This is a genomic window from Pseudomonas sp. MWU12-2029, from assembly GCF_023242425.1.
Taxonomy (GTDB): Bacteria; Pseudomonadota; Gammaproteobacteria; order Pseudomonadales; family Pseudomonadaceae; genus Aquipseudomonas; species Aquipseudomonas kribbensis.
The window spans coordinates 1-26,283 of sequence record NZ_JALJDY010000007.1 but is presented as its reverse complement, the minus strand read 5'-3'; the positions used below and the strand labels follow the sequence as shown (position 1 = coordinate 26,283).

General features: G+C 61.3%; 23 protein-coding genes and 1 pseudogene. 13 read left to right on the top strand and 11 right to left on the bottom strand.

Translation table 11 applies throughout. The features are described from left to right. Positions 1–80: 80 nt before the first annotated feature. On the top strand, positions 81–2,834 hold the full coding sequence (locus tag M5B44_RS18290) for a response regulator (RefSeq protein WP_248740082.1): 2,754 nt from the start codon (positions 81–83) through the stop codon (positions 2,832–2,834). A gap of 83 nt (positions 2,835–2,917) precedes the next feature. Next, positions 2,918–3,907 carry a 2-hydroxyacid dehydrogenase gene (locus M5B44_RS18285; protein ID WP_248740081.1) on the top strand — a complete coding sequence of 330 codons (990 nt, stop codon included), beginning with the start codon at positions 2,918–2,920 and terminating at the stop codon, positions 3,905–3,907. An 11-nt stretch (positions 3,908–3,918) separates the two neighbouring features. On the opposite strand, the gene M5B44_RS18280 is transcribed toward M5B44_RS18285, so the two are convergent. Further along, positions 3,919–4,374, bottom strand: coding sequence for a hypothetical protein (locus M5B44_RS18280; RefSeq protein WP_248740080.1), 456 nt, complete (start codon positions 4,372–4,374; stop codon positions 3,919–3,921). Between the two features lie 133 nt (positions 4,375–4,507). On the opposite strand from M5B44_RS18280, the gene M5B44_RS18275 reads away from it, so the two are divergent. Together M5B44_RS18275 and M5B44_RS18270 are read left to right on the top strand one after the other, a co-directional pair. After that, entirely contained in the window at positions 4,508–4,942 is a 435-nt protein-coding gene (locus M5B44_RS18275) for a hypothetical protein (RefSeq protein ID WP_007957770.1), read from the top strand. Continuing rightward, positions 4,942–5,346: an META domain-containing protein gene (locus M5B44_RS18270; protein ID WP_248740259.1), complete on the top strand. Its 405-nt coding sequence runs from the start codon at positions 4,942–4,944 to the stop codon at positions 5,344–5,346. The genes M5B44_RS18275 and M5B44_RS18270 overlap by 1 nt, the downstream gene beginning before the upstream one ends. Positions 5,347–5,385: 39 nt before the next feature. Here M5B44_RS18270 and M5B44_RS18265 read toward each other — a convergent pair whose 3' ends face one another. Further along, on the bottom strand, positions 5,386–5,853 hold the full coding sequence (locus M5B44_RS18265; protein ID WP_085710986.1) for a TlpA family protein disulfide reductase: 468 nt from the start codon (positions 5,851–5,853) through the stop codon (positions 5,386–5,388). Between the two features lie 114 nt (positions 5,854–5,967). On the opposite strand from M5B44_RS18265, the gene arsC reads away from it, so the two are divergent. The 3 genes from arsC to M5B44_RS18250 are packed head-to-tail and all read left to right on the top strand — an operon-like array spanning position 5,968 to position 7,341. After that, a complete protein-coding gene (gene arsC, locus M5B44_RS18260; protein ID WP_248740079.1) occupies positions 5,968–6,321 on the top strand; it encodes an arsenate reductase (glutaredoxin) in 354 nt (117 codons plus the stop codon). Further along, entirely contained in the window at positions 6,318–6,914 is a 597-nt protein-coding gene (gene wrbA / locus M5B44_RS18255; RefSeq protein WP_085683574.1) for an NAD(P)H:quinone oxidoreductase, read from the top strand. The genes arsC and wrbA overlap by 4 nt, the downstream gene beginning before the upstream one ends. Position 6,915: 1 nt before the next feature. After that, positions 6,916–7,341: a DUF2069 domain-containing protein gene (locus M5B44_RS18250; protein ID WP_248740078.1), complete on the top strand. Its 426-nt coding sequence runs from the start codon at positions 6,916–6,918 to the stop codon at positions 7,339–7,341. Between the two features lie 51 nt (positions 7,342–7,392). Here M5B44_RS18250 and M5B44_RS18245 read toward each other — a convergent pair whose 3' ends face one another. Next, complete coding sequence (locus tag M5B44_RS18245; RefSeq protein WP_085730411.1) at positions 7,393–8,067, bottom strand: DNA-3-methyladenine glycosylase I; 675 nt, start codon at positions 8,065–8,067, stop codon at positions 7,393–7,395. A 70-nt stretch (positions 8,068–8,137) separates the two neighbouring features. Continuing rightward, positions 8,138–8,962 (bottom strand): tRNA 2-thiocytidine(32) synthetase TtcA, encoded by an 825-nt coding sequence (ttcA, locus tag M5B44_RS18240; RefSeq protein WP_064598661.1) that lies wholly within the window; start codon positions 8,960–8,962, stop codon positions 8,138–8,140. Positions 8,963–9,251: 289 nt separating this feature from the next. Between ttcA and M5B44_RS18235 the strand changes: the two genes are divergently transcribed. Both M5B44_RS18235 and M5B44_RS18230 read left to right on the top strand, forming a co-directional pair. Then, entirely contained in the window at positions 9,252–9,854 is a 603-nt protein-coding gene (locus M5B44_RS18235; protein ID WP_085730410.1) for a Yip1 family protein, read from the top strand. Between the two features lie 172 nt (positions 9,855–10,026). Further along, positions 10,027–10,521, top strand: coding sequence for a SprT family zinc-dependent metalloprotease (locus M5B44_RS18230; protein ID WP_007957760.1), 495 nt, complete (start codon positions 10,027–10,029; stop codon positions 10,519–10,521). A gap of 1 nt (position 10,522) precedes the next feature. Here M5B44_RS18230 and M5B44_RS18225 read toward each other — a convergent pair whose 3' ends face one another. Together M5B44_RS18225 and M5B44_RS18220 are read right to left on the bottom strand one after the other, a co-directional pair. Further along, positions 10,523–11,704: a CaiB/BaiF CoA transferase family protein gene (locus M5B44_RS18225; protein WP_248740077.1), complete on the bottom strand. Its 1,182-nt coding sequence runs from the start codon at positions 11,702–11,704 to the stop codon at positions 10,523–10,525. A 158-nt stretch (positions 11,705–11,862) separates the two neighbouring features. Beyond that, on the bottom strand, positions 11,863–13,197 hold the full coding sequence (locus tag M5B44_RS18220; RefSeq protein ID WP_085710993.1) for a dicarboxylate/amino acid:cation symporter: 1,335 nt from the start codon (positions 13,195–13,197) through the stop codon (positions 11,863–11,865). A gap of 352 nt (positions 13,198–13,549) precedes the next feature. Here M5B44_RS18220 and M5B44_RS18215 point away from each other — a divergent pair, with 352 nt between their 5' ends. Continuing rightward, on the top strand, positions 13,550–14,548 hold the full coding sequence (locus tag M5B44_RS18215) for an AraC family transcriptional regulator (protein ID WP_248740076.1): 999 nt from the start codon (positions 13,550–13,552) through the stop codon (positions 14,546–14,548). Between the two features lie 4 nt (positions 14,549–14,552). Here M5B44_RS18215 and M5B44_RS18210 read toward each other — a convergent pair whose 3' ends face one another. Both M5B44_RS18210 and M5B44_RS18205 read right to left on the bottom strand, forming a co-directional pair. Next, positions 14,553–15,899 carry an ATP-binding protein gene (locus M5B44_RS18210; protein ID WP_248740075.1) on the bottom strand — a complete coding sequence of 449 codons (1,347 nt, stop codon included), beginning with the start codon at positions 15,897–15,899 and terminating at the stop codon, positions 14,553–14,555. After that, a complete protein-coding gene (locus tag M5B44_RS18205) occupies positions 15,896–16,573 on the bottom strand; it encodes a response regulator transcription factor (RefSeq protein WP_085710996.1) in 678 nt (225 codons plus the stop codon). Before M5B44_RS18205 ends, M5B44_RS18210 begins: the two co-directional genes overlap by 4 nt. 206 nt (positions 16,574–16,779) lie before the next feature. Between M5B44_RS18205 and M5B44_RS18200 the strand changes: the two genes are divergently transcribed. Then, the gene (locus tag M5B44_RS18200; protein ID WP_248740074.1) at positions 16,780–17,571 is read left to right on the top strand and encodes a dienelactone hydrolase family protein; all 792 of its coding nucleotides are present in this window, start codon (positions 16,780–16,782) and stop codon (positions 17,569–17,571) included. Between the two features lie 84 nt (positions 17,572–17,655). Next, the gene (locus tag M5B44_RS18195; protein ID WP_248740073.1) at positions 17,656–18,381 is read left to right on the top strand and encodes a 4'-phosphopantetheinyl transferase family protein; all 726 of its coding nucleotides are present in this window, start codon (positions 17,656–17,658) and stop codon (positions 18,379–18,381) included. Positions 18,382–18,387: 6 nt separating this feature from the next. On the opposite strand, the gene M5B44_RS18190 is transcribed toward M5B44_RS18195, so the two are convergent. Together M5B44_RS18190 and M5B44_RS18185 are read right to left on the bottom strand one after the other, a co-directional pair. Then, complete coding sequence (locus tag M5B44_RS18190) at positions 18,388–19,998, bottom strand: ATP-binding protein (RefSeq protein WP_248740072.1); 1,611 nt, start codon at positions 19,996–19,998, stop codon at positions 18,388–18,390. Beyond that, positions 19,995–20,717 carry a response regulator gene (locus tag M5B44_RS18185; protein WP_248740071.1) on the bottom strand — a complete coding sequence of 241 codons (723 nt, stop codon included), beginning with the start codon at positions 20,715–20,717 and terminating at the stop codon, positions 19,995–19,997. The genes M5B44_RS18190 and M5B44_RS18185 overlap by 4 nt, the downstream gene beginning before the upstream one ends. 734 nt (positions 20,718–21,451) lie before the next feature. Here M5B44_RS18185 and M5B44_RS18180 point away from each other — a divergent pair. After that, the gene (locus M5B44_RS18180; RefSeq protein ID WP_114884855.1) at positions 21,452–24,346 is read left to right on the top strand and encodes a ribonucleoside-diphosphate reductase subunit alpha; all 2,895 of its coding nucleotides are present in this window, start codon (positions 21,452–21,454) and stop codon (positions 24,344–24,346) included. Between the two features lie 172 nt (positions 24,347–24,518). Here the strand turns inward: M5B44_RS18180 and M5B44_RS18175 are convergent. Continuing rightward, positions 24,519–26,283 (bottom strand): annotated as a pseudogene (locus M5B44_RS18175) (calcium-binding protein); the annotation flags it as partial.

Below are 26,283 nucleotides of genomic sequence, written 5' to 3'. Positions count from 1 at the left end.
AAGCAAATCGCTACACTGCGCCCATGCCGCGTGCCGGAAGCACGCAAGAGTCAATGATCAGCGGGATGCAGGAGATAGGCGTGCTCAAGAAACTGGGAATCAAAGGTCGCGTGTTGCTGCTGACCCTGTTGCCGACCAGCCTGATGGCGCTGGTGCTGGGCGGCTATTTCACCTGGACGCAGCAGTCCGACCTGCAGGCCCAATTGATGCAGCGCGGCGAAATGATCGCCGAGCAACTCGCTCCGCTGGTGGCGCCGGCCATGGGCCACGGCGATGCCGAACTGCTTGAGCGCATCGCCACCCAGTCCCTTGAACAGCCGGACGTGCGCGCGGTGACCTTCCTCGCGCCCGACCGCTCGCCGCTGGCCCACGCCGGCCCGACCATGCTCAACCAGGCCCCCAGCGGCGACAGCACACAATTGCTGCGGCGCAGCGGCAACGACGCCACCCGCTATCTGATGCCGGTCTTCGGCAAGCATCGCAACCTTGCCGGCGAACTGATCCCTGAAGAGTCCGACCGCCTGCTCGGCTGGGTCGAGCTGGAACTCTCACACAACGGCATGTTGCTGCGCGGTTACCGCAGCCTGTTCGCCAGCCTGCTGCTGATTGCGGCGGGACTGGCCGGCGCCGCATTGCTGGCGCTGCGCATGGGCCGCACGATCAATCGCCCGATCAGCCAGATCAAACAGGCAGTCGCGCAACTCAAGGACGGTCATCTGGAAACCCGCTTGCCGCCCCTCGGCAGTCAGGAGCTGGATGAACTGGCATCCGGCATCAACCGCATGGCCGGCACCCTGCAGAACGCCCGGGAAGAATTGCAGCACAGCGTCGATCAGGCCACCGAAGACGTGCGCCAGAACCTGGAGACCATCGAGATCCAGAACATCGAGCTGGACCTGGCCCGCAAAGAAGCCCTGGAAGCGAGCCGGATCAAGTCCGAGTTCCTCGCCAACATGAGCCACGAAATCCGCACGCCGCTCAACGGCATTCTCGGTTTCACCCACCTGTTGCAGAAAAGCGAGCTGACCCCGCGCCAGCTCGACTATCTGGGCACCATCGAAAAATCCGCCGACAGCCTGCTGGGGATCATCAACGAAATTCTCGACTTCTCGAAGATCGAGGCCGGCAAACTGGTGCTCGACCATATCCCGTTCAACCTGCGCGATCTGTTGCAGGACACCCTGACCATCCTCGCCCCTGCCGCCCACGCCAAGCAGCTGGAACTGGTGAGCCTGGTCTATCGCGACACGCCGCTGTCGCTGGTCGGTGATCCGCTGCGGCTCAAGCAGATCCTCACTAACCTGGTGAGCAACGCGATCAAGTTCACCCGCGAGGGCACCATCGTCGCCCGTGCCATGCTCGAAGAAGAACACGAAGACAGCGTGCAATTGCGCATCAGTATTCAGGACACCGGCATCGGCCTGTCGAACCAGGACGTGCGCGCGTTGTTCCAGGCGTTCAGCCAGGCTGACAACTCGCTGTCGCGCCAGCCCGGCGGCACCGGTCTCGGTCTGGTGATTTCCAAGCGTCTGATCGAACAGATGGGCGGCGAGATCGGCGTCGACAGCACCCCGGGCGAAGGCTCGGAATTCTGGATCAGCCTGAGCCTGCCCAAGACCCGCGACGATGCCGAAGACCTGCCCGCCGCGCCATTGCTCGGGCGCCGGGTGGCGGTGCTGGAAAACCACGAACTGGCGCGTCAGGCCTTGCAGCATCAACTGGAAGACTGCGGACTCGACGTCACGCCGTTCAATACCCTGGAAAGCCTGACCAATGGCGTCACCGGCGCCCATCAGACCGATCAGGCCATCGATCTGGCGGTGCTCGGCATCACCAGCAACGACATGCCGCCGGAACGCCTCAACCAGCACATCTGGGATCTCGAACACCTCGGCTGCCGGGTACTGGTGCTGTGCCCGACCACCGAACTGACACTGTTCCATCTCTCGGTGCCCAACCCGCACAGCCAGCTCCAGTCCAAACCGGCCTGCACCCGCAAGCTGCGCCGGGCACTGTCGGACATGGTCAACCCGCGCCAGACGCGCAGCGAACCCGGCGAACCGCTGTCGAGCCGCGCGCCGAAAGTGCTGTGTGTCGACGACAACCCGGCCAACCTGCTGCTGGTGCAGACATTGCTCGAAGACATGGGCGCCAAGGTGCTCGCCGTCGAAAGCGGTTACGCCGCGGTCAAGGCTGTGCAGAGCGAAGCCTTCGATCTGGTGCTGATGGACGTGCAGATGCCGGGCATGGACGGGCGCCAGAGCACCGAGACGATCCGCCAGTGGGAAAGCGAGCGCCATTGCACGCCGCTGCCGATCGTCGCCCTCACCGCCCACGCCATGGCCAACGAAAAACGCGCACTGCTGCAAAGCGGCATGGACGACTACCTGACCAAACCGATCAGCGAGCGGCAACTGGCGCAAGTAGTACTGAAGTGGACCGGCCTTGCGCTGCGCAATCAGGCACCGGACCGTGGCGGTGAAAGCCTGGTGGGGCATCAGGACCTGCCGGTACTGGATCACGAGGAAGGCTTGCGCCTGGCCGCCGGCAAGGCGGATCTGGCGGCGGACATGCTGGCCATGTTGCTGGCTTCGCTCGAGGCCGACCGTGAAGCCATTCGCACGGCCCGCGACAATCAGGATCAGAACGGCCTGCTCGAACGGGTACATCGCCTGCACGGCGCCACCCGCTATTGCGGCGTTCCACAATTGCGTGCCGCCTGCCAGCGCAGCGAAACCCTGCTCAAGCAGGAAGATCCCAAGGCCTCAACCGCACTGGATGAACTGGAGCGGGCGATCAATCGTCTGGCGGCGCAGGCGAAGATCAGCGCCTGATCCACGGCAATGCGGGTTAACGCCGACGCGGCTAAAGTGGTCGCGGGTGATTCGCGCCCGCGTCGATGCTTCAGGAGGATTGCATGCGCACGATCGTTTTCAGCAGCCAGACCTACGACCGCGACAGTTTCCTTGCCGTCGATTGCCCGGCCGGCATCGAACTGCACTTTCAACCGGCCCGACTGAGTCTCGACACGGCGCCACTGGCCGACCGGCACGAGGTGGTCTGCGCCTTCATCAACGACGACCTCAGCGCTCCCGTGCTGGAACGTCTGGCAGCCGGCGGAACCCGACTCATTGCCCTGCGCTCGGCGGGTTACAACCATGTCGACCTGAACGCCGCCAAACGCCTGGGGCTGGTGGTCGTGCGCGTTCCGGCCTACTCGCCCCACGCGGTGGCCGAACATGCAGTGGCACTGATTCTTGCGCTCAACCGCCGCCTGCACCGGGCCTACAACCGCACCCGTGAAGGCGATTTCAGCCTGCACGGCCTCACCGGTTTCGATCTGGTGGGCAAGACCGTCGGCATTGTCGGCACCGGCCAGATCGGCGCCACATTCGCGAAAATCATGCACGGTTTCGGCTGCGAGCTATTGGCCTTCGACCCATATCCGAACCCGGCCGTCGAAGCCCTGGGCGCGCGCTATCTCAGTCTGCCGCAACTGCTGGAACAATCGCAGATCATCAGCCTGCACTGCCCGCTCAACGAGCAAAGCAAGCACCTGATCAACCGTGATTCGCTGGCGCACATGCAGCCAGGCGCGATGCTGATCAACACCGGCCGCGGTGGCCTGGTGGACACGCCGGCGCTGATCGACGCCCTGAAGGACGGTCAGCTGGGTTATCTGGGGCTGGATGTTTACGAAGAAGAGGCGCAGCTGTTTTTCGAAGACCGCTCCGACCTGCCGTTACAGGACGACGTACTGGCGCGGCTGCTGACCTTCCCCAACGTGATCATTACCGCGCATCAGGCGTTCCTGACCCGCGAAGCATTGGGCGCGATTGCCGCTACCACCCTGCATAACATCGCGACCTGGGCGGCGGGATCACCGCAGAACCAGGTCGAGGGCTGAACGATCAGGCGTCAGGCAGGAGGCGGCGTCGGAGAAATCGCCACACACAGAATCAACAGACCGAGCCAGCCGAAGCCGATCAGTCGCTGCTGGAAGGAATGCCCCCGGCGCAGCAGGAACCAGACAAAGATCATCGGCATCAGGAACGCCATGATCTTCAACCAGCCTTCGACCGGACGCACGCCGTCGGCATTCAACCGAGGTTCGGCCGCTCGCTCGGCCTGTTGCCGGCGCCGGCGTCCGGCAGCGGCGGGCATGACTTTGGGTTCCGGGGCAGGCGCGGGGGCTGCGACGAAAGCTTCGGGAACCGCCTTGTTCCGGGGCAGACTGCCAAAAGAAATCGTTGATGCAACGGAGTTCGCCTTTGCCGGTACCTGCGCGCCCGCCATCGGAGCCCCGCAATGAACGCACGTCTTCGCTTCGGGACTGATGCTCCGCTTGCATTCATAACATTCGATCAGCGCCATGTTCCGTTCCTTAGAGATGAAGGCGGCAGTTTGCCACGACTGCGGTGTCGATTTGAACCGGATCGAAGGTCGCACGTGCGCGTTATTCTGCAATCAAGCCCGTGCTAGCATGTCGCGCATATTTGGAGGACCCATGGTCGAACACGATTTCCGCTACACCCTGATGAACCCGCAACACACCCTCACCGAATGTCGCGCCCTGGTACCGGGCCGTTATCAGGTCACCGGCAACGGTGGCTCGATCCGTATCGGTGACGTGCTGGTCGTGACCCTCAAAGGCAGCAAGGACTTGTCCATGCGCCTGACCGTCGACACCGTCCGCCATCTGATCAACCCGCCAGGTCAATGGACCGCGATGACCACCGGCCCGGTGTTCGGCGAACTGGCGATCCATACCTGGCAAGTCAACTGCGACAGCTGCGCCAAGGAGCTGAGCTTCGAATTCGCCGTGGACGCCAAGCTCGGCAAACCGGCAGAGAAACCGGCCGCCACGGCGCGCATCGCCGAGCTGGGCTGGAAAGCCGTCGGTGACAAGCACCTGTGCCCGAAATGCCAGGAGCCTGCATGATGAAACACCTGGCCCTGACCGCCGCTGTCGGCGCCGGCCTGATGGGCTGCGCCGCGGAGCCCGTGCAACTGCAACAGAACCGCAGCTACATTCTGGAATGGATCGGCGAGCGGCCACTGATGGATTACAGCCACCTGACCGTGACCCTCGGCGATGATGGCCGGGCCTATGGCAATGGTGGCTGCAACCACTGGTTCGCGCCCTACACCCTGGAAGGCGACCAGCTCAGCTTCGGCAAGATCGGCAAGACCCGCAAACTCTGCGCTCCAGCGCTGATGGAACAGGAACAGCGTTTCCTGCAGGCCCTGGAGAAAGTCGAGCGCTGGGACGTTTCGCCCATCGAGCAGATGCGCTTCTGGCCTGCCGAAGGCAAGCCATTGCGTTGGTGGCTGGAAGAAGGCTGAGCCTTCTGATCGTTCCCGCGCATCGCGTGGGAACGATCCTCAATTGCTCGCCTTCAACGCCTCAAGCTTCGCCATCACCCCCGCCGCCGTCTGCTCGCCCATCAACTGTTCCCGCACCTTGCCCTTGTTGTCGATGATGTAGGTCACCGGCAAGGCTTCGCTGCGCGGCAGTTCGAACAGATCCGCCGGATCCTGCGCCAGCACGGTGAACTTGATGCCGAGCTTCTCGCTGGCACCTTTCAGCTCTTCGCCCTGCACATTGTCGAAGTTGACCCCGAACACCCCGATCTTCTTGCCCTTGAGCTCTTCGGCCAGATGATTGAGTTCCGGGATTTCCGTGCGGCACGGACCGCACCATTCGGCCCAGTAATTGAGTACCACCCATTGCTTGTCCAGGCGCTCGGACGCGACTTTCTGCCCGTTCTGATCGATGCCGTAGTCGTTACCGCAGCCCCCCAGCATCAACGCCCCGATGATCGTCAATGCCGCTGCCAGTCGCCGTGTCATGTCATGTTCCTTGTGAAAAATTGAATGCGCCTGCGACCCATCGCCTCCCAAGGTTCTGGATTGCGCGCTGCACAGTTAGAATAGCCGCCACTCTACGCAAGAAGCGACCCGCCCATGACCGATCTGACGCTTTATCACAACCCGCGCTGCTCGAAATCCCGCGGTGCGCTCGAACTGCTCGAAGCCCGTGGCCTGACGCCAAACGTCGTGCGCTACCTCGAAACGCCGCTGGACGCCGCGCAAATCAAGGCCCTGCTCGACAAGCTGGGGATCAGCGCCCGGCAACTGCTGCGCACCGGCGAAGACGAATACAAGACCCTTAATCTGGCCGATGCCAGTCTCACCGAGAAACAATTGATTGAAGCCATCGCGGCGCATCCGAAGCTGATGGAGCGACCGATTCTCGAAGCCGGCGACAAGGCCGTCATCGGCCGCCCACCGGAGCAGATCCTGGAGCTGTTGCCGTGAGTGCGCCGTACATTCTGGTTCTGTATTACAGCCGCAGCGGTTCGACCAACGAGATGGCCCGGCAGATTGCCCGGGGTGTCGAGCAGGCCGGCCTCGAAGCGCGCCTGCGCACCGTGCCGGCGATCTCCACCGAGTGCGAAGCGGTATCGCCGGACATTCCGGATGAAGGCGCGCTGTACGCCACGCTGGATGACCTGAAGAACTGCGCCGGCCTGGCCCTCGGCAGCCCGACCCGTTTCGGCAACATGGCGGCGCCGCTCAAGTACTTCCTCGATGGCACCAGCAACCTGTGGCTGACCGGCGCGCTGGTCGGCAAACCGGCCGGCGTGTTCACGTCCACCGCCAGCCTGCATGGCGGCCAGGAAACCACCCTGCTGTCGATGATGCTGCCGCTGCTGCACCATGGCATGTTGATCACCGGCCTGCCCTACAGCGAATCGGCGCTGCTCGAAACCCAGGGCGGCGGCACGCCGTACGGCGCCAGCCATCACGCCGGGGCTGACGGCAAAAGCGGTCTCGATCAGCACGAAGTGGCGCTGTGCCGCGCACTGGGCGCACGTCTGGCCAAAACGGCCCAGAAGCTGGGGAACTGAGATGGCCCGAAAGCCGAAAGTCCTGCCTGCCGTCGAATGGCTGGAGCCACGGGTGCGGGCAATGCGGGTGATCAGTCTGCTGTGCTTTTTCGGCCTGGCCGGACTGCTCGCCGCGTATTACCTGGTGTTCGCCGACCTGCATGGCGCACGGCCGTGGGTGATTCTGCTGATCGAGCTGATCCCTTGGCTGGTGCTGGCACCGGGCATGATCATGGGCAGCGCACGGGCGCATTCATGGATGTGCTTTGTGGTGAACCTGTATTTCATCAAGGGCGCACTGGCGGCGTATGACCCGAGCCGCCAGCTGTTCGGCGTGCTGGAGATGATCGCCAGTCTGGCGGTGTTCTGCTCGGCGCTGCTGTATGTGCGCTGGCGGTATCAGTTGAACCGCAAGCTGGCCGGCGAAGGCGAAGTCTCCGTCGCCTGACAGCTGTCCCGAGATCGTTCCCACGTTTTGCGCGGGAACGATCACTCGGTCTCAATGGTTAACGGTGTAAGCCAGCATCATCGAAATCTGGCTCATCGGCCGCCCGCCACTCTCTTCATGCCACTGGTTGAACGCGTTCTGCACCGTGGCCAGATCCCGCAGACTGCTCGGCGCCTTGTCGACGATCTTCTGTGCATTCAACGCCGCGACCACATCGTAGCTCGGCACGAACGTGTCCTTGCCGACCATGCGCAGGAAGCGTGGCGCCGACAGGCCGCCCAATTGATGGCCGTGCTTTTTCAGGTAGGTCCACAGGCCGACGATATCGGTCACCGGCCAGTCGGCCAGCAACGCGCCGAAACTGCCCTTCTCTTTCTCGACATCCAGAATGAACTGCGCATTGCGCGGCACGCTTTTCAGTTTGCCCAGGTGACGGATGATCCGCGCGTCCTGCATCAACCGCTCAAGGTGCTCGGCGCTCATCAGCACCACTTTTTCCGGGTCGAACTTGAAGAACACTTCTTCGAAGGCCGGCCACTTGGCGTCCACCAGGCTGTGTTTGAGCCCGGCACGAAACACCCGCAGGGCCATGGTCGAGAGATAACGGTCGTCGCTGATCTGGCGCAATTGCGCCGGGGTCTTGGGAACGGGCAGATGGGCTTCCAGTTCAGCCGCCGAACCGAAGCGGTTCAGACAGTATTCGTGCAGCCACTTGTAGTCGCGCATGCCCTCTCCTAAAAAACGAATTGAAAACGGCGCCCGCGAGCGCCGTTTTTTTTTCAAGCGATCGGATCGCTTACAGGTTCACCACGTTAACGAATCGCGAAGCGGCGGTTTCATCAATCTTCAGGCTGGTGAAATCGAACAGGTTACGGTCGGCCAGTTGCGACGGGATCACGTTCTGCAGGCTGCGGAAAATGCTCTCGGTACGCCCCGGGGTCTTGCGCTCCCAGTCCACCAGCATTTCCTTGACCACCTGACGCTGCAGGTTTTCCTGGGAGCCGCAGAGGTTGCACGGGATGATCGGGAATTGCTTGAAGTCCGAGTAGGCCTGGATGTCTTTCTCGTTGCAGTAGGCCAGCGGACGGATCACCACATTGCGGCCGTCGTCGGCGCGCAGCTTCGGCGGCATCGCCTTGAGGGAGCCGTTGAAGAACATGTTGAGGAAGAACGTCTCGACGATGTCATCGCGGTGATGACCGAGGGCCATTTTGGTCGCACCGATTTCGTCGGCGAAGGTGTACAGCGTGCCGCGACGAAGGCGCGAGCACAGCGAACAGGTGGTCTTGCCTTCAGGAATCAGCTCCTTGACCACCGAGTACGTGTCTTTCTCGACGATGTGGTACTCGATGCCCAGCTCTTTCAGGTAGGCCGGCAGCACGTGCTCGGGGAAGCCCGGCTGCTTCTGGTCCATGTTCACGGCGACGATCTCGAACTTGATCGGTGCAACCTTCTGCAGGTGCATCAGCACGTCGAGCATGGTGTAGCTGTCCTTGCCTCCGGACAGGCAGACCATGACCTTGTCGCCGTCTTCGATCATGTTGAAGTCGGTGACTGCTTCGCCGGCCAGGCGGCGCAGGCGCTTTTGCAGTTTGTTCTGGTTGACCGTAAGAGTGCCCATGACGCGAAATCCGTGAGGTGTGACGAAAGGCGGGCATTTTACGCAAAAACACCGGGGTTGTGGCCACAGGTTGTCGCCCCCTCGAATGCCCGCTCGCACAGACCCCGACGCGATTACCCCGCCGGTTTACAGCGCGATTTGCTCTAAGACCCCAATACCTGTGCGGTTAAGACCTTCCTATACTGCGACATAAGGTCGCACGCAATCTGAAGACCTGTATTTGCTCGGCCACATTGGCCCGTAGGCGCTCCGCTGGGGGGCGATGGCAATAACGAGAGGAGTGACTGGCATGATCCATCACGTAGTGGGACTTTTTACCCACCCCGATCAGGAATGGAAGGAAATCCGTGGCGACCAAGAGGAAAGCATCAGCCACATGTACCTGACGCACACGTTGATTCTGGCGGCGATCCCCGCTATTTCGGCGTTTATCGGCACGACTCAGGTCGGCTGGGTCATCGGCAGCCGCGCCCCGGTGATGCTCACCGTCGAAAGCGCGTTGTGGATGACCATCATGTCGTACCTGGCGATGCTCGGCGGAGTCGCGGTCATGGGTGCCTTCGTGCACTGGATGGCCCGCACCTATGACGCCAACCCGAGCCTGGCCCGTTGCGTCGCGTTTGCCACCTACACCGCAACGCCGCTGTTCGTCGGCGGCCTGGCGGCGCTCTATCCGCATATGTGGCTGGGGATGATCGTCGGTACGGCGGCCATCTGCTACACGGTGTACCTGCTGTATGTGGGGTTGCCGACCTTCATGAACATTCCGTCTGACGAGGGTTTTCTGTTTTCCAGCTCGGTACTGGCGGTAGGTCTGGTGGTGCTGGTGGCTATCATGGCGTTTACCGTGATTGTCTGGGGACTGGGCGTGGGGCCTGTCTACACAAATTAGAGAGCCACCAATCAACTGGCTGCACCGCCGAGAAGAACAAGATCCGCCAACACAGGCCGCCGCAAGGCGGCCTTCTCATGCCAGGGAAAAGCGCCACGACCATTCGGCAGTTCGGCGATACGCAAGGCCGGACGGTTGCGGCATACTCCGACTCTCTGGAGATCCATCAAGCATGCCCGAGCAACTCAATACCCGCGTCGAAGACTGTTTCCAACTCGCTGAATCCTTTTTCAAACGTCCTTTCAAACGCCCCGTGGTGAGCCTCAAGCTGCGCGGGCAAAAAGCCGGGGTCGCACATCTGCACGAGAACCTGCTGCGCTTCAACCCGCAGCTGTACCGGGAGAACACCGAGCATTTCCTCAAGCAGACCGTGGCCCACGAAGTCGCGCACCTGATCGCCCATCAACTGTTCGGCGACCGCATCCAGCCCCATGGCGAGGAGTGGCAACTGATCATGCGCGGCGTCTACGAGCTGCCGCCGGACCGCTGCCACACCTACGAAGTCAAACGCCGCAGCGTGACCCGCTATATCTACAAATGCCCGTGTGCCGACAGTGATTTTCCGTTTTCGGCGCAGCGCCATAGTCTGGTCAGGCAAGGCCGGCGGTATTTGTGCCGCCGATGCCGGAACACATTGGTGTTCAGTGGCGAGATGCGGGTCGAGTGAGTCAGGCGATCACCTTGGCTCGCCGCAATTCGGCAATGCGCTCAACACTCAAGCCCAACTCCCCCAACACCTGATCCGTATGCTGCCCCAGCGCCGCGCCGACATGTCGCGGCGCCGGCAAGGCTTCGGAGAACTTCAGCGGGCAAGCGATCTGCGCCTGCGTCGAGCCATCCCCACGGGGCACCTGCGTCACCAGCTCCCGCACCTGCAACTGCGGATGCTGCACCGCCTCGCCCAGATTCAATACCGGTTCGACACAGGCATCAATCCCGGCGAACAGCTCGCACAGTTCGGCAAAGTCATGCTTCTCGAACTCGACCTTCAAGGCATCCTTGAGTGCGCGTTGCTGCTCAGGCTTGGGTGACAAGCCCTGCGCCGCCAGTTCCGGCCGCCCCAGCGCCGCACACAGTTGCTGCATGAACGCCGGCTCCAGACTGCCCACCGACATCCAGCGCCCGTCGCGGGAGCGGTAACAGTCGTAGAAGCTGCCGCCATTGAGCATCTGATCCTCCCAGCCCGGCTCCTCGCCGCAGGCCAGATACCCGGCACCGGCCATGGCATTCAGGCTGAAGGCGCAGTCGGTCATGCTCACGTCCAGGTGTGTGCCCTGCCCCGTCTGTTGGCGAGATATCACCGCAGCCAGCAGGCCGATCACCCCGTGCAGCGAGCCACCCGCGATATCCGCCACCTGCATGCCCAGCGGCAACGGCCCGCTGTCGGCTCGCCCGGTGTAACTGGAGAGCCCGGCCAGCGCCAGATAGTTGATGTCGTGGCCGGCGCGATCCTTGTACGGCCCGGTCTGGCCGTAACCGGTGATCGACACATAAATCAGCTTCGGATTAATCGCCTTCAGCGCCTCGTAGCCCAGCCCCAGCCGCTCCATCACGCCGGGGCGGAACTGCTCCAGCACGATGTCGTAATCCGCCAGCAACTGCTTCACCAGCTCCAGCGCCTCGGGCTGCTTGAGATCCAGCGCCAGGCTGCGCTTGTTGCGGTTCAGATAAGCGTGGCTGGCCGAGACGCCTTGATCGTGAGGCGGCAACACCCGCAGCAGATCGAGGCGGGTCGGCGATTCGATGCGCAGCACCTCGGCGCCCATGTCCGCCAGCAGCAGCGAGGCGAACGGTCCCGGCAGCAGGGTCGAGAAATCCAGAATCTTCAGTGAGGCCAGCGGTGCAGACATGGGCGATCTCCATCAACGATGCATGCAGCCTAGGCAGCCATGAACGATGGGGCAATTACCGGATGCGTCAGTTACGCTGACCGTTGTGCTCAAATCGTGCACTTAAATCGCAGACATGAAAAAACCCGCCGAAGCGGGTTTTTCCATTCAAGCGATGCTTACTTCACATTGCTCGGGGTCGGGCCTTCGGCCACACCCAGGTCGTCTTCGTGACGCTGGTCGACGATACCGCGACCGCCCGAGGCCAGCTCGGCGTCCAGTACGTCGGTGTCCAGTTCCTTGACCCACTTGGCCACAACGATGGTCGCAACGGCGTTGCCGACCAGGTTGGTCAGGGCGCGGGCTTCGGACATGAAGCGGTCGATACCCAGGATCAGTGCCAGACCGGCCACCGGCAGGTGACCTACCGCCGACAGGGTGGCGGCCAGCACGATGAAGCCCGAACCGGTCACACCGGCGGCGCCTTTGGAGGACAGCAGCAACACCACCAGCAGGGTGATCTGGTGAGTGATGTCCATGTGGGTGTCGGTCGCCTGAGCGATGAACACGGCCGCCATGGTCAGGTAGATCGCGGTACCGTCGAGGTTGAACGAGTAACCGGTCGGGATCACCAGACCCACTACCGATTTCTTCGCGCCCAGACGCTCCATCTTGATCAGCATGCGTGGCAGTACCGATTCCGACGAGGAAGTGCCGAGTACGATCAGCAGTTCTTCACGGATGTAGCGGATCATCTTCAGCACGCTGAAGCCGTGCATGCGGGCGATGGCACCCAGCACGATCAGGATGAACGCCAGGCAAGTGATGTAGAAGCAAGCCATCAGTTGACCCAGCTGCACCAGCGAGCCGACACCGTAGGCACCGATGGTGAAGGCCATCGCACCGAAGGCACCGATCGGCGCAAGCTTCATGATCATGTTGATGATGTTGAACATCACGTGGGCGAAACGATCGATGAAGTCCAGGATCGGCTTGCCGTAGGCACCCAGGCGGTGCAGGGCGAAACCGAAGATCACCGAGAACATCAGCACTTGCAGGATGTCACCGGTGGCGAACGCGCCGACGATGGTGGTCGGGATCACGTTGAGCAGGAAGCCGACAACGCTCTGGTCAGCGCCTTGTTGCACGTAGGTGGCGACTTTCGAGGCGTCGAGGGTGGCGACGTCGATGTGCATGCCGTTGCCCGGCTGCACGATGTTGACCACGATCAGGCCGACCAGCAGGGCGATGGTCGAAACGATTTCGAAGTACAGGAGTGCGTAACCGCCGGTCTTGCCGACCGACTTCATGCTCTGCATGCCGGCGATGCCGCTGACCACGGTGCAGAAGATGATCGGGGCGATGATCATTTTGATCAGTTTGATGAACCCGTCACCCAGTGGCTTAACGGCCACGCCGAACTGCGGGTAGTAGTGGCCGAGCGCAATACCGATACAGATTGCGACGATCACCTGGAAATACAGGGATTTGTACAGTGGCTGACGAGTCGTCATTGCAAAGTTCCTCAAGAGTCCCGCGTGGCAACATCCATCTGTTGAACGCGACACTTGAATTGCGAACCCTCCTGCACTGGAGGGATTTGTTGTGTCGAACGACGCTTTCCGGACCGGCTCGGCGCACGCTTCTGTCGCTCTTATCGCAAACGTCGTGCCACTTTGGTGCAAATCGCTGCAAGCCTTTTGATATCAGGGGATGCAGGTTTTTCTGTGTCACCATCTGGTTACTCAAGTGTGGCGGATTTCCGCCAACGCACCCGCTCTCGTCCTACAATTTGGCGGAAATCCGCCTTGTTGCCGATCAGAGCCGCCGGCTACCATCGGTCGCCAGAGGAAGGATTTGCCGCTTATGCGCGAACGCACCATCGCCAGTCACTTCGCCCGTGCCGCCCTCGTCGGCGCACGCCGTCGCGGATTCGATTATTCGGGCCTGCTGCTGCAACTGGGCATCAGTTCCGAACTGCTCGACGAGCCCCGTGCGCGGATCGCCCCGGAACTGTTCACCCAACTGATCCAGAACCTGTGGCTGGCCCTGGACGACGAATGCCTGGGTTTCGGCAACGCGCCCAGCAAGACCGGCAGTTTCGCCATGATGTGCCACGCCATCATCCATTGCCGCAGCCTGGAAAAGGCTCTGCAACGCGGCTTATTGTTTTATAGCCTATTCCCCGAGGCCCCGCGCCTGAGCCTGACCCATGAAGACGAATGGGTGCGTCTGAGCCTCGACGATTCGCAATTGTGGGACCCGGATCACTTTCTCTCCGAGAGCCTGCTGGTGATCTGGCACCGCCTCGGCAGCTGGCTGATCGGCCAGCGGATTCGCCTGGAACAGGCAACATTCAGCTACCCGAAACCGGCGCACGGGGCGGAGTACGATTTGCTGTTCTCGTGCCCGCTGGCGTTTTCGGCGCCGCAAAGCAGTCTGGTGTTTCACAGTCGCTATCTGCACATGCCGCTGTTGCAGGACGAACGTACGCTCAAGCATTTCCTCGAACGCTCCCCCGCCGACCTGCTGTCTCGCCCGGACGACGGCAACAGCCTCAGCAGCCGATTGCGCCGCCTGCTCAGCCATGACAGTGCACGCTGGCCGGACCTGGAAGCCGTGGCGGCGCATCTGCACATCAGCCCGCAAACCCTGCGCCGGCATTTGCGCGAGGAAGGCACCAGTTTTCAGGAGTTGAAGGATCAGTTGCGCCGGGACATTGCGATCTACCACCTGGGGCGGGCCGATCTGTCGTTGCAACAGATCGCCGAACAGCTCGGGTTCTCCGAGCCGTCGGCGTTTCATCGAGCGTTCAAGAAGTGGACGGGGCTGACGCCGGGGGCGTATCGGGCGCAGGAACAGTAGGCGATCACACCGCCGGAAAATGAATCCTGAACACCGCCCCGCCCATCGGCGAATCGCCCAGGGTCAATTTGGCGTTGTAGCTCTCGATGATGTCCTTGACCACCGCCAGACCGATCCCCTGCCCCGGGTGCTGGCGATCCAGTCGTTCGCCACGCTCAAGAATCCGCGCCCGCTGATGTTGCGGGACGCCGGGACCGTCGTCTTCGATGCACAACTCGATCCCGGCCAGGGTTTCACGCACGCTGATGCGCACTTCGCCCAGGCACAGGCGATAGGCGTTTTCCAGCAGGTTGCCCAGCATTTCCAGCAAGGCGCCCTGCTCGATTGGCAGGTAGCAATGTTCCGGCAGGTCGAATGCTACGCGCACGCGCTTGTCGCGGTAGACCTTGTCCAGGGTGTCGCACAGGCTTTTGAGCACCGGGCGCAGGCGCACCTGATGGCGCACCAGGCCGCTTTTGCGCAGGCTGGCGCGCTGCAGTTGATAGCTGATCTGCTGGCTCATGCGTTCGATCTGGGTTTGCAGCACCCAGGCCTGATCGCGATCTTCAGGGCGCTGGGCCATGTCTTCGCTGACGCCTTGCAAGACCGCGAGCGGCGTTTTCAGGCTGTGGGCCAGATCGTCGAGGGAGTCGCGGTAACGGCTGCGCTGCTGGCGCTCGCTGTGCAACAAGCGGTTGAGCGAGCCGGTCAGGCGCAACAGTTCACGGGGGTGCTGTTCGGTGAGACTTTCGCGGGTGCCGCTTTCGATTTCGTCCAGTTCCTGACTGAGCCTGCGCAAGGCTTTCAGGCCCCAGGTCAGGCCGATCCACAGCAACGAAAGCAAGACCAGCAACGCAGCGCCGAAGCCGAGGTAGAGGTTTTCCCGCAGGCCTTCGAGGGTGGTTTCGTATTCACGCACCGGTTGCAGCGCGACGATGCTGAACGCCGCGTTCTTGCCGCCGAGCAGTTTGACTTCGACGTCGTAGACGAAGAACTCCTGACCGCTGGCTTCGCGAATCCGCGCAAACTCGCTGCCCATTCCGTCGTAACGCGGTTTGTAGTTGATCTGTTCTTCCTGGGTCGCTTTCGAGCGCCAGACCAGATGACCTTCGCGGTCGTAGATGTAGCCGAGCAAACGGAAGTCGGCGAGGTTGAAACGCTCGTCCGGCAACTGCATCGGCATCACCAGCCGACCGTTTTCAATCCGTGCAGCAGAAATCAGTGTGGTGACATCCGAGGCCAGGCGCTGCTCGATGGAATCCTGCAGCGCCAGGCTGAACGCCCCTTGCATCGCCGGAAGCAAGGCGAGCATAAAGAACACCGCCAGCGTCGTGGCGGCCAACATCAAGCGAACACGAAGCGAACGGATCAAGTGCAGCGCTCATTGAACAGGTAGCCGAGCCCGCGCACCGTGTCGATCGGCTTGAACCCGGCCGGGCCTTCGAGCTTGCGCCGCAGACGTCCGACCAGCACTTCGATCACGTTCGGATCACGCTCGTCGTCGTCCGGGTACAGCTGTTCCATCAGGCGATCCTTGGGCACCACTTGCTGGTGGTGACGCATCAGGTACTCGAGAATCCGGTATTCGTAGGCGGTCAGCGCCAGCGGCTGTTCATCGAGGGTCGCCTGCTTGCGATTGAGGTCAAGCAGCAGCGGCCCGGCAACGATGGACGACTGGGTGAAGCCGCTGGAGCGACGCAGCAGCGCATTGAGCCGTGCTTCCAGCTCTTCGAACTGGAACGGCTTGACCAGATAATCGTCGGCGCCGGCGGCCAGGCCTTCGACCTTGTCCTGCCAGTTGCCACGGGCGGTGAGGATCAGGATCGGAAAGCTCTTGCCGTCCTGGCGCAGCTGGCGGATCAGATCGAGCCCGCCCATGCCCGGCAGGCCGAGGTCGATCACCGCCAGGTCAAAATTGAATTGCCCGGTCTGGTACAGCGCCTCTTCGGCATTGGCCACGGACTCGACCACGTGACCGCTTTCCGTCAGGCGGGTTTGCAGGTGATGGCGCAACAGCGCTTCATCTTCGACGACCAACAGTTTCATGACACTCTCCCGGGCCAATCAGCATCTCCAACAGCATACCTGCGACAACGGTGTACTGCCGCTTTTGAGGGTCCTGTTCATTACATCCCTCGGACGTGGTTCAAGATTACTGAACCCGGCCTGTACCTGCCCTGAACGCACCCTGAACCCGGGCGCAATCAAATGAACTAGGCTGTCTTGACCTTTTATTGTCAGGAGACCCGATCATGCGCCTGTTCCTTGCCCTCACCCTGCTCGCCTTCAGCAGCCTCAGCGCGGCTGCGATCAAAACCGAGGAAATACCTTACCAGAGCGCCGACGGCACGAAACTGATCGGTTATTACGCCTATGACGACGCGATCAAGGGAACTCGCCCCGGTGTGGTGGTGGTCCATGAATGGTGGGGGCTGAACGACTACGCCAAGCGCCGCGCCCGGGATCTCGCCGGGCTTGGCTACAGCGCTTTGGCCATCGACATGTACGGTGACGGCAAGAACACCGAACACCCGAAAGATGCGATGGCGTTCATGCAGGCGGCCACGCAGAACGCCGATGCCGCCAGCAAACGCTTCGAGGCCGGCCTCGACCTGCTGAAAAAACAGCCACAAACCGACACCGGCAAACTGGCCGCCATCGGTTATTGCTTTGGCGGCGGTGTGGTGTTGAATGCCGCTCGCCAAGGCGTACCACTGGCTGGCGTGGTGAGCTTCCACGGCGCACTCGCCACCAAGACCCCGGCGACGCCCGGCAGCGTCAAGGCGAAAATCCTCGTCGAGCACGGCGCGCTGGACAGCATGGTCACCGCCGACAACGTCACGGCGTTTAAGTCTGAAATGGACAAGGCCGGCGCCGACTACAAGTTCGTCAACCTCGACGGCGCCAAGCACGGTTTCACCAACCCCGATGCGGATCGCCTGAGCCACGGCGATCACGGTGGCCCGGACATCGGCTACAACAAGGCTGCGGATGAAAAATCCTGGGCGGACATGCAGACCTTCTTCAAGAAAATCTTTGGCTGAACCCACTCGTTCCCGCGCCCTGCGCGGGAACGTTCCACACCTGCGCACTATCCAGCCACAAAGCAACCCGGCAAAATGCCCGCCATGAATTCCAGCCCTCTCCTCCCCGCCTGCTGTACCCCGCTCGATGCCCACTGGCCATTGCCGACCGTGCTGCCGGACACCGTGCTGCTGAGCACCCACTTCGATCCGTCGCAACTGCTTGGCAATGACTTCCGCCGCAGCGCCATCGAGCCACCGCCGAGCATCCAGCGTTCGGTGGCCAAGCGTCAGGCGGAGTTTCTCGCCGGGCGGGTCTGCGCCCGGGCTGCGTTAGAGCAGCTGGAAGGCTCAAGCAGTGTTCCGGCCATTGGCGAAGATCGCGCACCGGTGTGGCCGGCACATATTTGTGGCTCGATCACCCACAGCACCGGCCGGGCAGCCGCGATTGTCGCCAACAAACGACACTGGCGTGGGCTGGGCATGGATATGGAAAACCTGCTCAACGCCGAACGGGCCGAACGGCTGGCCGGGGAGATTCTGACGCCAGCGGAGTTGAAGCGCATGGCGGCTGGTTCCCGCGATCAATTGGCGTTGTGGGTGACACTGACGTTTTCGGTGAAAGAAAGCCTGTTCAAGGCGCTGTACCCGATCGTCCAGAAGCGTTTCTATTTCGAGCACGCCGAAGTGCTCGAGTGGACCGAGCAAGGTCATGTAAGACTGCGCCTGCTGACGGACCTGTCCAGCGAATGGCGCAACGGGACCGAACTGGATGCACAGTTCGGGGTGCACGACGGGCAGTTGTTGAGCCTGGTCAGCATCCAGGCTTGAACGCTTTCAGCGCCGCTCCTGATTCCGCGGCCAGCTCAGACTGAAACACGCCCCGCCCAGACTCTTGCTCTTGCCGATCAGCGCCCGGCCGTCATGCCAGTGGATGATCCGCCGCACAATCGACAAGCCCAGGCCGTGCCCACCGGACGCCCGGGTACGGCTGTCGTCCAGCCGTAGAAAGGGCGTGAAGATTTTCTCCCAGGCACTCTCCGGCACACCCGGGCCGTCGTCCTCGACATCCACCCGGCAACGCATCTGCCCGACCTGATAACTGACCGTGACCTTCGAGCGCGCATGGCGCATGGCGTTGCCCACCAGATTCTGCAAGGCGCGATGCAGATATCGCGGCTCGGCCTCGACCCAGGCATCGTCGCAATCAGCCGCCGACAGGCACAAGCCGCGTTGCACCGTGACGTCGGCGCGCAGTGGCGCCAGTTCTTCGATCACCTGATTGACCAGTGCATCGAGGTCGATGCGCTGGAAGGTCAGCGCCGGCGAGCCCTGCTCCAGCCGCGCATAGGTGAGCATTTCGTCCACCAATTTATCGAGGTCCTCGATGTCGTGGTCCATGCCCTCGCGGTACTTTTCCAGTGCTTGCGGGGTGGTGGCCGAGCCGATCATTTCCAGACCGAATCGCAGCCGCGCCACCGGCGTGCGCAACTCATGGGACACCGCACGTACCAGCTCACGCTGGATCGCCAGCAACTGTTGCAGGTGCTCGGCCATGCCGTTGAACGCCGCCGCCAGTTTGCCCACCGAGTCGGCACCGCGTGCCGGAACACGGGTTTCCAGGCTGCCCTTGGCGATGCGCGTGGCCGCTGCTTCGAGACCGCGCAAACGCCGTTCGAGCTGACGCACCAATAAATAGACGATGAGGCCGATCAGGGTCAGACCCAATGCGGCGATCAGCACCAGCCATTGCGGCGGGTACGGATTCATTTGATAGAGCGGACCGATTTCCAGCACCCACGGCGTGCCGACCATTCCGGCAAACACCCGGATCGAATCGCCGCCCTTGCCCAGCGCCATCACCGTATCGCCTTCCGAGACGCGACGACTCTGGTCTTCATCCATGTCGGCCTCGTCCACGGTGACCAGTCGCAGGTCGAAGCCGAAGCCTTTCTCTTCCTTTAGTTGCGCGAGGCGTTTGGGCTGCTCGCCCACCGGCACCCGCACCAGTTCATCGGCCAGCAGGTAGATGGTCGCCCGGGCCAGTTGCTCGCTGATCTGTTGCACCTCGCCGACCAGCACCAACTGCTCCTTGTCGCTGACCAGGCGGTAGACCTTTGCCGCGTGCGGCCCGGTCTGCTCCACCAGGGCCTGGCCGCGCTGCACGCGGGTACGCTGGGTCAGATCGAGATCGGTCTGGGTGAACGTCTGCAACGTCAGCGGAATCCCCAGCAACCGCTCCCACACCAGCAAGGCGCGGTGACGCTCGGTCTCGTTCATCGGTTGCAGGTTGTCGGCCATCAACGAAAACGTGCCGTGGGCCAGACGTTCGCGGTATTGCTCGCTGCGCACCTGGTTGAGCAGGTGCAGCGCCAGCACGCCGAGAACCGCCACCAGGATCAGCGCCGCGCACATGCCGCCATAGATGCGCAGGAAGATCGAATTCACAGCGGCAGTTCTACGCAAGCTTCAGGCACGAACAGATAACCTTTACTGCGCACGGTCTTGATCAGGCGCGGGTGATCGGGGTCATCGCCGATCTTCGGGCGGATGCGCGAGATGCGCACATCGATCGAACGGTCCTGGCCGTCGTAGCCGATGCCGCGCAACGCGGTGAAGATTTCTTCCCGCGACAGGATCCGTCCGGCGTTGGACACCAGCAGCCACAGCAGATCGAATTCGGCGCTGGTCAACTCGATGCCGCTGTCGCTCAGCCAGGCTTCGCGCAAGGCGTTGTCCACCACCAGCGGGCCGAATTGCAGACGACGTGGCCTGCCCGCCGCCGGCTCCGGTGCGTCACTGCGTCGCAACAGCGCCTGGATGCGCGCCAGCAACAGACGCGGGCGCACCGGTTTGCACACGTAATCATCGGCACCGATGTCGAGGCCGAGGATCTGGTCGGCGTCGTCGGTGCGCGCGGTCAGCATGAGGATCGGCCCGTCGTACTGGTCGCGCACCTTGCGGCAGATGCTCAGGCCGTCTTCACCGGGGAGCATCAGGTCGAGGATCACCAGATCCGGCTGGTCCTTGATGATCCGCGCCGCCGCCAGCGCCCCGTTGCCTTCGATCTCCACACGCAATCCGTTGGCTTGCAGGTATTCGCGGGTCAGTTCGGCCAGACGCTGGTCGTCCTCGACTATCAATACCTGCCAGGCTTCTTGCTCCACGGGTGACCTCTGCTTGCCGATGCTGCGAATAAAGGAAGGATCCTCCCGTCTTTTTGTCATCTTTAAGGAGGATAAGAATGCGTGCGTCAGGGCCGATTGTATAAACGGCGTACAGCGAGAACACAAGTCGGTAAATGCGTTCGGACAAGGCCGTTTTTTGTGATAGGGTTCGCGCCCTTAAAAATCCGCTGAAGCGTTTTTCCCGGCGAAAAAACAGTGACAAACGGTCTAGCTCAGCAGGTTCACGGCCTACAAAGGTTTTCCCTGTTTCGCACACAATTTACGCACAGGGTTATCCACAGGCTGTCCGTTGCAATCGCCCCCCAAAACGCATTATCTTGTAGCCCGCGCTCAAAAAAACCCTACATGTAGGGGTTCGCGCCAAAAACCAAACACAAACCGGACAGTGAATTCAAGGCTTTTTATTGCCATTGTCGGGTTGAACCAAACGTATTTTCAGAAGCCCAAACCGCGCCTGCGGATGGCTACCGTTTTTCAGCCGATCACGGCGTAAACGGTACGGGTGTTGCAGTCCGAAACTGCTCCCCGAAAGGAATGCGGTTTCACGCGTATCGCGCGAACCGAAGACTTCGGCATGGAAGCGGCGCCCACAAGGCCCACTTCCTGAACTGTCCCGAAGTCGTTACCCGGCGCTGGCCGGTCGTAGTGCTTCAGGACGGAACGGTGGGCACCGTGATGGTGCCCAAACAAACATAGAGAACGTGGAGACACCCATGCAAACCGACACAACTCGCGAGAACCCGCAGGGCACCTTGCCGCAGGCCGCCGATTCGAATTCGGATCTGGCTGCCACCGCGCCTGGTCAACTGCGTGTGATCAAGCGTAATGGCACTGTCGTTCCTTACACCGATGACAAGATCACCGTCGCTATCACCAAAGCGTTTCTCGCAGTTGAGGGCGGCACCGCTGCCGCTTCGTCGCGAATCCACGACACCGTTGCCCGCCTGACCGAACAGGTCACCGCGACCTTCAAGCGTCGCATGCCTTCGGGCGGCACCATCCACATCGAAGAAATCCAGGACCAGGTCGAACTGGCCCTGATGCGTGCCGGCGAGCAGAAAGTGGCTCGCGACTACGTGATCTACCGCGACGCCCGTTCCAAGGAACGCGCCACCCGCACCACCGCCGACGCACCGGTACAAGCGCACCCGTCGATCCGCATCACCCGCGCCGACGGCAGCCTCGCGCCGCTGGACATGGGCCGCCTGAACACCATCGTCACCGAAGCCTGCGAAGGTCTGGCTGAAGTCGACGGCGACCTGATCCAGCGCGAAACCCTGAAGAACCTGTACGACGGCGTGGCCCTGAACGACGTCAACACCGCGCTGGTGATGACCGCCCGTACCCTGGTCGAGCGCGAGCCGAACTACTCGTTCGTGACCGCCCGCCTGCTGATGGACACCCTGCGTGCCGAAGGCCTGGGCTTCCTGGGCGTCGCCGAGAGCGCGACCCACCACGAGATGGCCGACCTGTACGCCAAGGCGCTGCCGGCCTACGTCGCCAAAGGTATCGAGTTCGAACTGCTTAACCCTGTGCTGGCCTCCTTCGACCTGGAAAAACTGGGCAAGGCGATCAACCACGAGCGCGACCAGCAATTCACCTACCTGGGCCTGCAGACCCTGTACGACCGTTACTTCATCCACAAGGATGGCGTGCGCTTCGAACTGCCGCAGATCTTCTTCATGCGTGTGGCCATGGGCCTTGCGATCGAAGAGAAGCAGAAAGAAGACCGTGCGATCGAGTTCTACAACCTGCTGTCCTCGTTCGACTACATGGCTTCGACCCCGACCCTGTTCAACGCCGGTACCCTGCGTCCACAACTGTCGAGCTGCTACCTGACCACCGTTCCGGACGACCTGTCGGGCATCTACCACGCGATCCACGACAACGCCATGCTGTCGAAATTCGCCGGTGGCCTGGGCAACGACTGGACCCCGGTTCGTGCACTGGGTTCGTACATCAAGGGCACCAACGGCAAGTCCCAGGGCGTGGTTCCGTTCCTGAAAGTGGTGAACGACACCGCCGTTGCCGTTAACCAGGGTGGCAAGCGCAAAGGCGCTGTCTGTGCCTACCTGGAAACCTGGCACATGGACATCGAAGAGTTCATCGAACTCCGTAAGAACACCGGTGATGATCGTCGTCGTACCCACGACATGAACACCGCCAACTGGATCCCTGACCTGTTCATGAAGCGTGTCTTCGATGACGGCAAGTGGACCCTGTTCTCGCCGTCCGAAGTACCGGACCTGCACGACCTGACCGGCAAGGCCTTCGAAGAGCGCTACGAGTACTACGAAGCCCTGACCGAGTACCCGGGCAAGGTCAAGCTGTTCAAGACCATCCAGGCCAAAGACCTGTGGCGCAAGATGCTGTCGATGCTGTTCGAAACCGGCCACCCATGGCTGACCTTCAAGGACCCGTGCAACCTGCGCAGCCCGCAGCAGCACGTCGGCGTGGTCCACAGCTCGAACCTGTGCACCGAGATCACCCTGAACACCAACAAGGACGAGATCGCGGTCTGCAACCTGGGCTCGATCAACCTGCCGAACCACATCGTCGATGGCAAGCTGGACACCGCCAAGCTCAAGCGCACCATCGACGTCGCCGTGCGCATGCTCGACAACGTAATCGACATCAACTACTACTCGGTACCGCAGGCGAAGAACTCCAACTTCCGTCACCGTCCGGTCGGCCTGGGCATCATGGGCTTCCAGGACGCGCTGTACCTGCAGCACATCCCTTACGGTTCCGACGCTGCCGTCGAATTCGCCGACAAGTCGATGGAAGCGGTCAGCTACTACGCGATCCAGGCTTCCTGCGACCTGGCCGACGAACGCGGCTCGTACGAGACGTTCCAGGGTTCGCTGTGGTCCAAGGGCGTGCTGCCGCTGGATTCGCAACAGATCCTGATCGAAGCACGTGGCCAGAAGTACATCGACGTCGACCTGACCGAGTCCCTGGACTGGGCACCGGTTCGCGCCCGTGTACAGAAAGGCATCCGTAACTCGAACATCATGGCCATCGCACCGACCGCCACCATCGCCAACATCACCGGCGTATCGCAGTCGATCGAACCGACCTATCAGAACCTGTATGTGAAATCGAACCTGTCGGGCGAATTCACCGTGATCAACCCGTACCTGGTTCGCGACCTGAAGGCTCGCGGTCTGTGGGACTCGGTCATGATCAACGACTTGAAGTACTACGACGGTTCGGTTCAGCAGATCGAGCGCATCCCGCAAGAACTCAAAGAGCTCTACGCGACCGCGTTCGAAGTGGACACCAAGTGGATCGTTGACGCCGCCAGCCGTCGTCAGAAGTGGATCGACCAGGCCCAGTCGCTGAACCTGTACATCGCCGGCGCATCGGGCAAGAAGCTGGACGTGACCTACCGCATGGCCTGGTACCGTGGTCTGAAAACCACCTACTACCTCCGTGCCCTGGCCGCGACCAGCACCGAGAAGTCGACCATCAACACCGGCAAGCTGAACGCTGTTTCCAGCGGCGGCAACCACGGTGACGATTCGGTCCTGGCAGCGCCTGCCGGCCCTGCTCCAGTACCGAAGGCTTGCGCCATCGACGAGCCGGATTGCGAAGCTTGCCAATAAGCTGAGCTGAATCGGGCGTTGCGAAACGCCTGATTCCTCCAGACAAAAGAAAACCCCCGACAGACTTCTGGTTTGTCGGGGGTTTTCTTTTGGCCGGTGAAAAAATCCAGGCAAAAAAAACGGCGAACCCTGAATCACAGGTTCGCCGTTTTTTGCGAGTAGCGACTTACCGTCAGACCATCGACAGCTCAGCCGATGCCTGTCCTACCACCGGAATGGTGAAGGAATCGCCGTTGTTGGTGTAGAAGGTTTCGATTGTGTTCCCACCCTTGTACCAGTCCTTGAGGAACACGCCGGAATCCAGGTTGCCGCTTTGCAGGTCGGCCGCGTTGAAGATGTAAGCACCCAGATCATTTTTGACGATCCGGACCTCACTGAGGCTCTGGATGTTCTTCAGGGTAACGGTATCGATGCCCGTGCTCCCCAGGTCTTGAATACCAACCATAGTTTTGGAGAAGACGATGTAAGCATCACCACCCTCGCCTCCCAAAGCGTCACCCGAACCACGCAAGTTCAACGTATCCGAACCCGCCCCACCCTGAAGCACATAGCCATACCCCGTGCCGGTCAATGTATCGTTGCCGTCACCGCCATCGGCAATTGCGGACGACACAGTGATATTGTCATTCCCGGACTCGCCATATAGAACGCTACCAGCATCATCGTCAGCGCTTCGCATTGTGTCGTTGCCGTTACCACCGTAGAGCATATCGGCTTGAACGCCTCTGATTGGCAAGCCACCGAAAGCGCTGGTATCGGTGGCAGTACCGCCATAGATAAAGTCATCGCCGTCACCGCCGTAAATAACGTCGTTACCGGCTCCACCTTCCAGCTTGTTCGAATAGGCATTCCCCGTCAGCGAATCGTTGAAGTTCGACCCCATCAGATTATCGATATTGATTAATACATCATCTTGAGCGTCACCGCCTGAAGCAGTTCCATCCAGCAAATTGATTTGCACGCTCCCTGCACTTGTCAGGTACCAGGCACCATCACCTCGCCCCACGCCCGTCAAAAGATCCGCGCCCGCGCCACCGACAAAGTTTTCCGCTGCTGCCGCGCTGCCGGTAAAACTGTCAGCCTGAGAAGTCCCCTGGAATATTTCGATGGACGAATAGATATCGCCCGCCGCAATCCCGGTCAGAACCGGCGCACTCAAATCAAGAACAATGCCGGTACTTTCGTCGGCGAAGCTCAGCATGTCCATGCCGGTACCACCGTCGAAGCGGTTGATCCCCGCGTCTCCGACAAACACATCACTGAAGTTCGAACCAATGATGGCTTCAATACTGGAGTAGACATCGCCGGCCGCAATTCCGGTATGAAGACCGGTTTTCGTGTTGATGGTTAATCCTGTCGTGCTATCGGCATAACTTACTGTGTCGAAACCCTCTCCACCATTGAACTGGTCGGCACCTGCGCCACCCTTCAGGGTGTCATTGCCGGCACCGCCGGTAATGATGTTATCGGATGCGTTACCCGTACCGATAAAGTTGCCAGTCCCGGTGAACGTCAGACGCTCGACCTCTGGCGCGAGGGTGATGATGTTCTGATTGGTACGCACTTCATCATCACCACCACCGGCCATTTCCACCACGTTCTGGCTGGCCGAACCGTTGATGATGTACACGTCATTGCCGGCGCCACCGTAGAAGGTTGTAGTGCCAGCCGAAGCGGTAAACACGTCGTTGTAGTTCGTACCGATGATGTTTTCGAAGTCGGAAAAGGTGTCGCCCTGAGCGTCGCCACCCAGACCGGTACCCGACCGTGCGGCCGTCATGGTGATGTTGATGCCCTGCTCCGACTGCGCGTAACTCAGCGTGTCGATGCCGTTGTAGCCGTCGAGGTTGTCGGCCGCTGCACTGGCGTAGAACGTATCGTTGTAGTTCGAGCCTCGATAGCTTTCGATACCGACAAAAGTATCGCCTGCCGCGAAG

Excerpts from the sequence above, each read along its gene's own strand:
- M5B44_RS18285 (WP_248740081.1), top strand. The coding sequence starts at position 2,918 with ATGCGCACGATCGTTTTCAGCAGCCAGACCTACGACCGCGACAGTTTC.
- M5B44_RS18280 (WP_248740080.1), bottom strand. The coding sequence starts at position 4,374 with ATGGCGCTGATCGAATGTTATGAATGCAAGCGGAGCATCAGTCCCGAA.
- M5B44_RS18275 (WP_007957770.1), top strand. The coding sequence starts at position 4,508 with ATGGTCGAACACGATTTCCGCTACACCCTGATGAACCCGCAACACACC.
- M5B44_RS18270 (WP_248740259.1), top strand. The coding sequence starts at position 4,942 with ATGAAACACCTGGCCCTGACCGCCGCTGTCGGCGCCGGCCTGATGGGC.
- M5B44_RS18265 (WP_085710986.1), bottom strand. The coding sequence starts at position 5,853 with ATGACACGGCGACTGGCAGCGGCATTGACGATCATCGGGGCGTTGATG.
- arsC (WP_248740079.1), top strand. The coding sequence starts at position 5,968 with ATGACCGATCTGACGCTTTATCACAACCCGCGCTGCTCGAAATCCCGC.
- M5B44_RS18250 (WP_248740078.1), top strand. The coding sequence starts at position 6,916 with ATGGCCCGAAAGCCGAAAGTCCTGCCTGCCGTCGAATGGCTGGAGCCA.
- M5B44_RS18245 (WP_085730411.1), bottom strand. The coding sequence starts at position 8,067 with ATGCGCGACTACAAGTGGCTGCACGAATACTGTCTGAACCGCTTCGGT.
- ttcA (WP_064598661.1), bottom strand. The coding sequence starts at position 8,962 with ATGGGCACTCTTACGGTCAACCAGAACAAACTGCAAAAGCGCCTGCGC.
- M5B44_RS18235 (WP_085730410.1), top strand. The coding sequence starts at position 9,252 with ATGATCCATCACGTAGTGGGACTTTTTACCCACCCCGATCAGGAATGG.
- M5B44_RS18230 (WP_007957760.1), top strand. The coding sequence starts at position 10,027 with ATGCCCGAGCAACTCAATACCCGCGTCGAAGACTGTTTCCAACTCGCT.
- M5B44_RS18225 (WP_248740077.1), bottom strand. The coding sequence starts at position 11,704 with ATGTCTGCACCGCTGGCCTCACTGAAGATTCTGGATTTCTCGACCCTG.
- M5B44_RS18220 (WP_085710993.1), bottom strand. The coding sequence starts at position 13,197 with ATGACGACTCGTCAGCCACTGTACAAATCCCTGTATTTCCAGGTGATC.
- M5B44_RS18215 (WP_248740076.1), top strand. The coding sequence starts at position 13,550 with ATGCGCGAACGCACCATCGCCAGTCACTTCGCCCGTGCCGCCCTCGTC.
- M5B44_RS18205 (WP_085710996.1), bottom strand. The coding sequence starts at position 16,573 with ATGAAACTGTTGGTCGTCGAAGATGAAGCGCTGTTGCGCCATCACCTG.
- M5B44_RS18200 (WP_248740074.1), top strand. The coding sequence starts at position 16,780 with ATGCGCCTGTTCCTTGCCCTCACCCTGCTCGCCTTCAGCAGCCTCAGC.
- M5B44_RS18195 (WP_248740073.1), top strand. The coding sequence starts at position 17,656 with ATGAATTCCAGCCCTCTCCTCCCCGCCTGCTGTACCCCGCTCGATGCC.
- M5B44_RS18180 (WP_114884855.1), top strand. The coding sequence starts at position 21,452 with ATGCAAACCGACACAACTCGCGAGAACCCGCAGGGCACCTTGCCGCAG.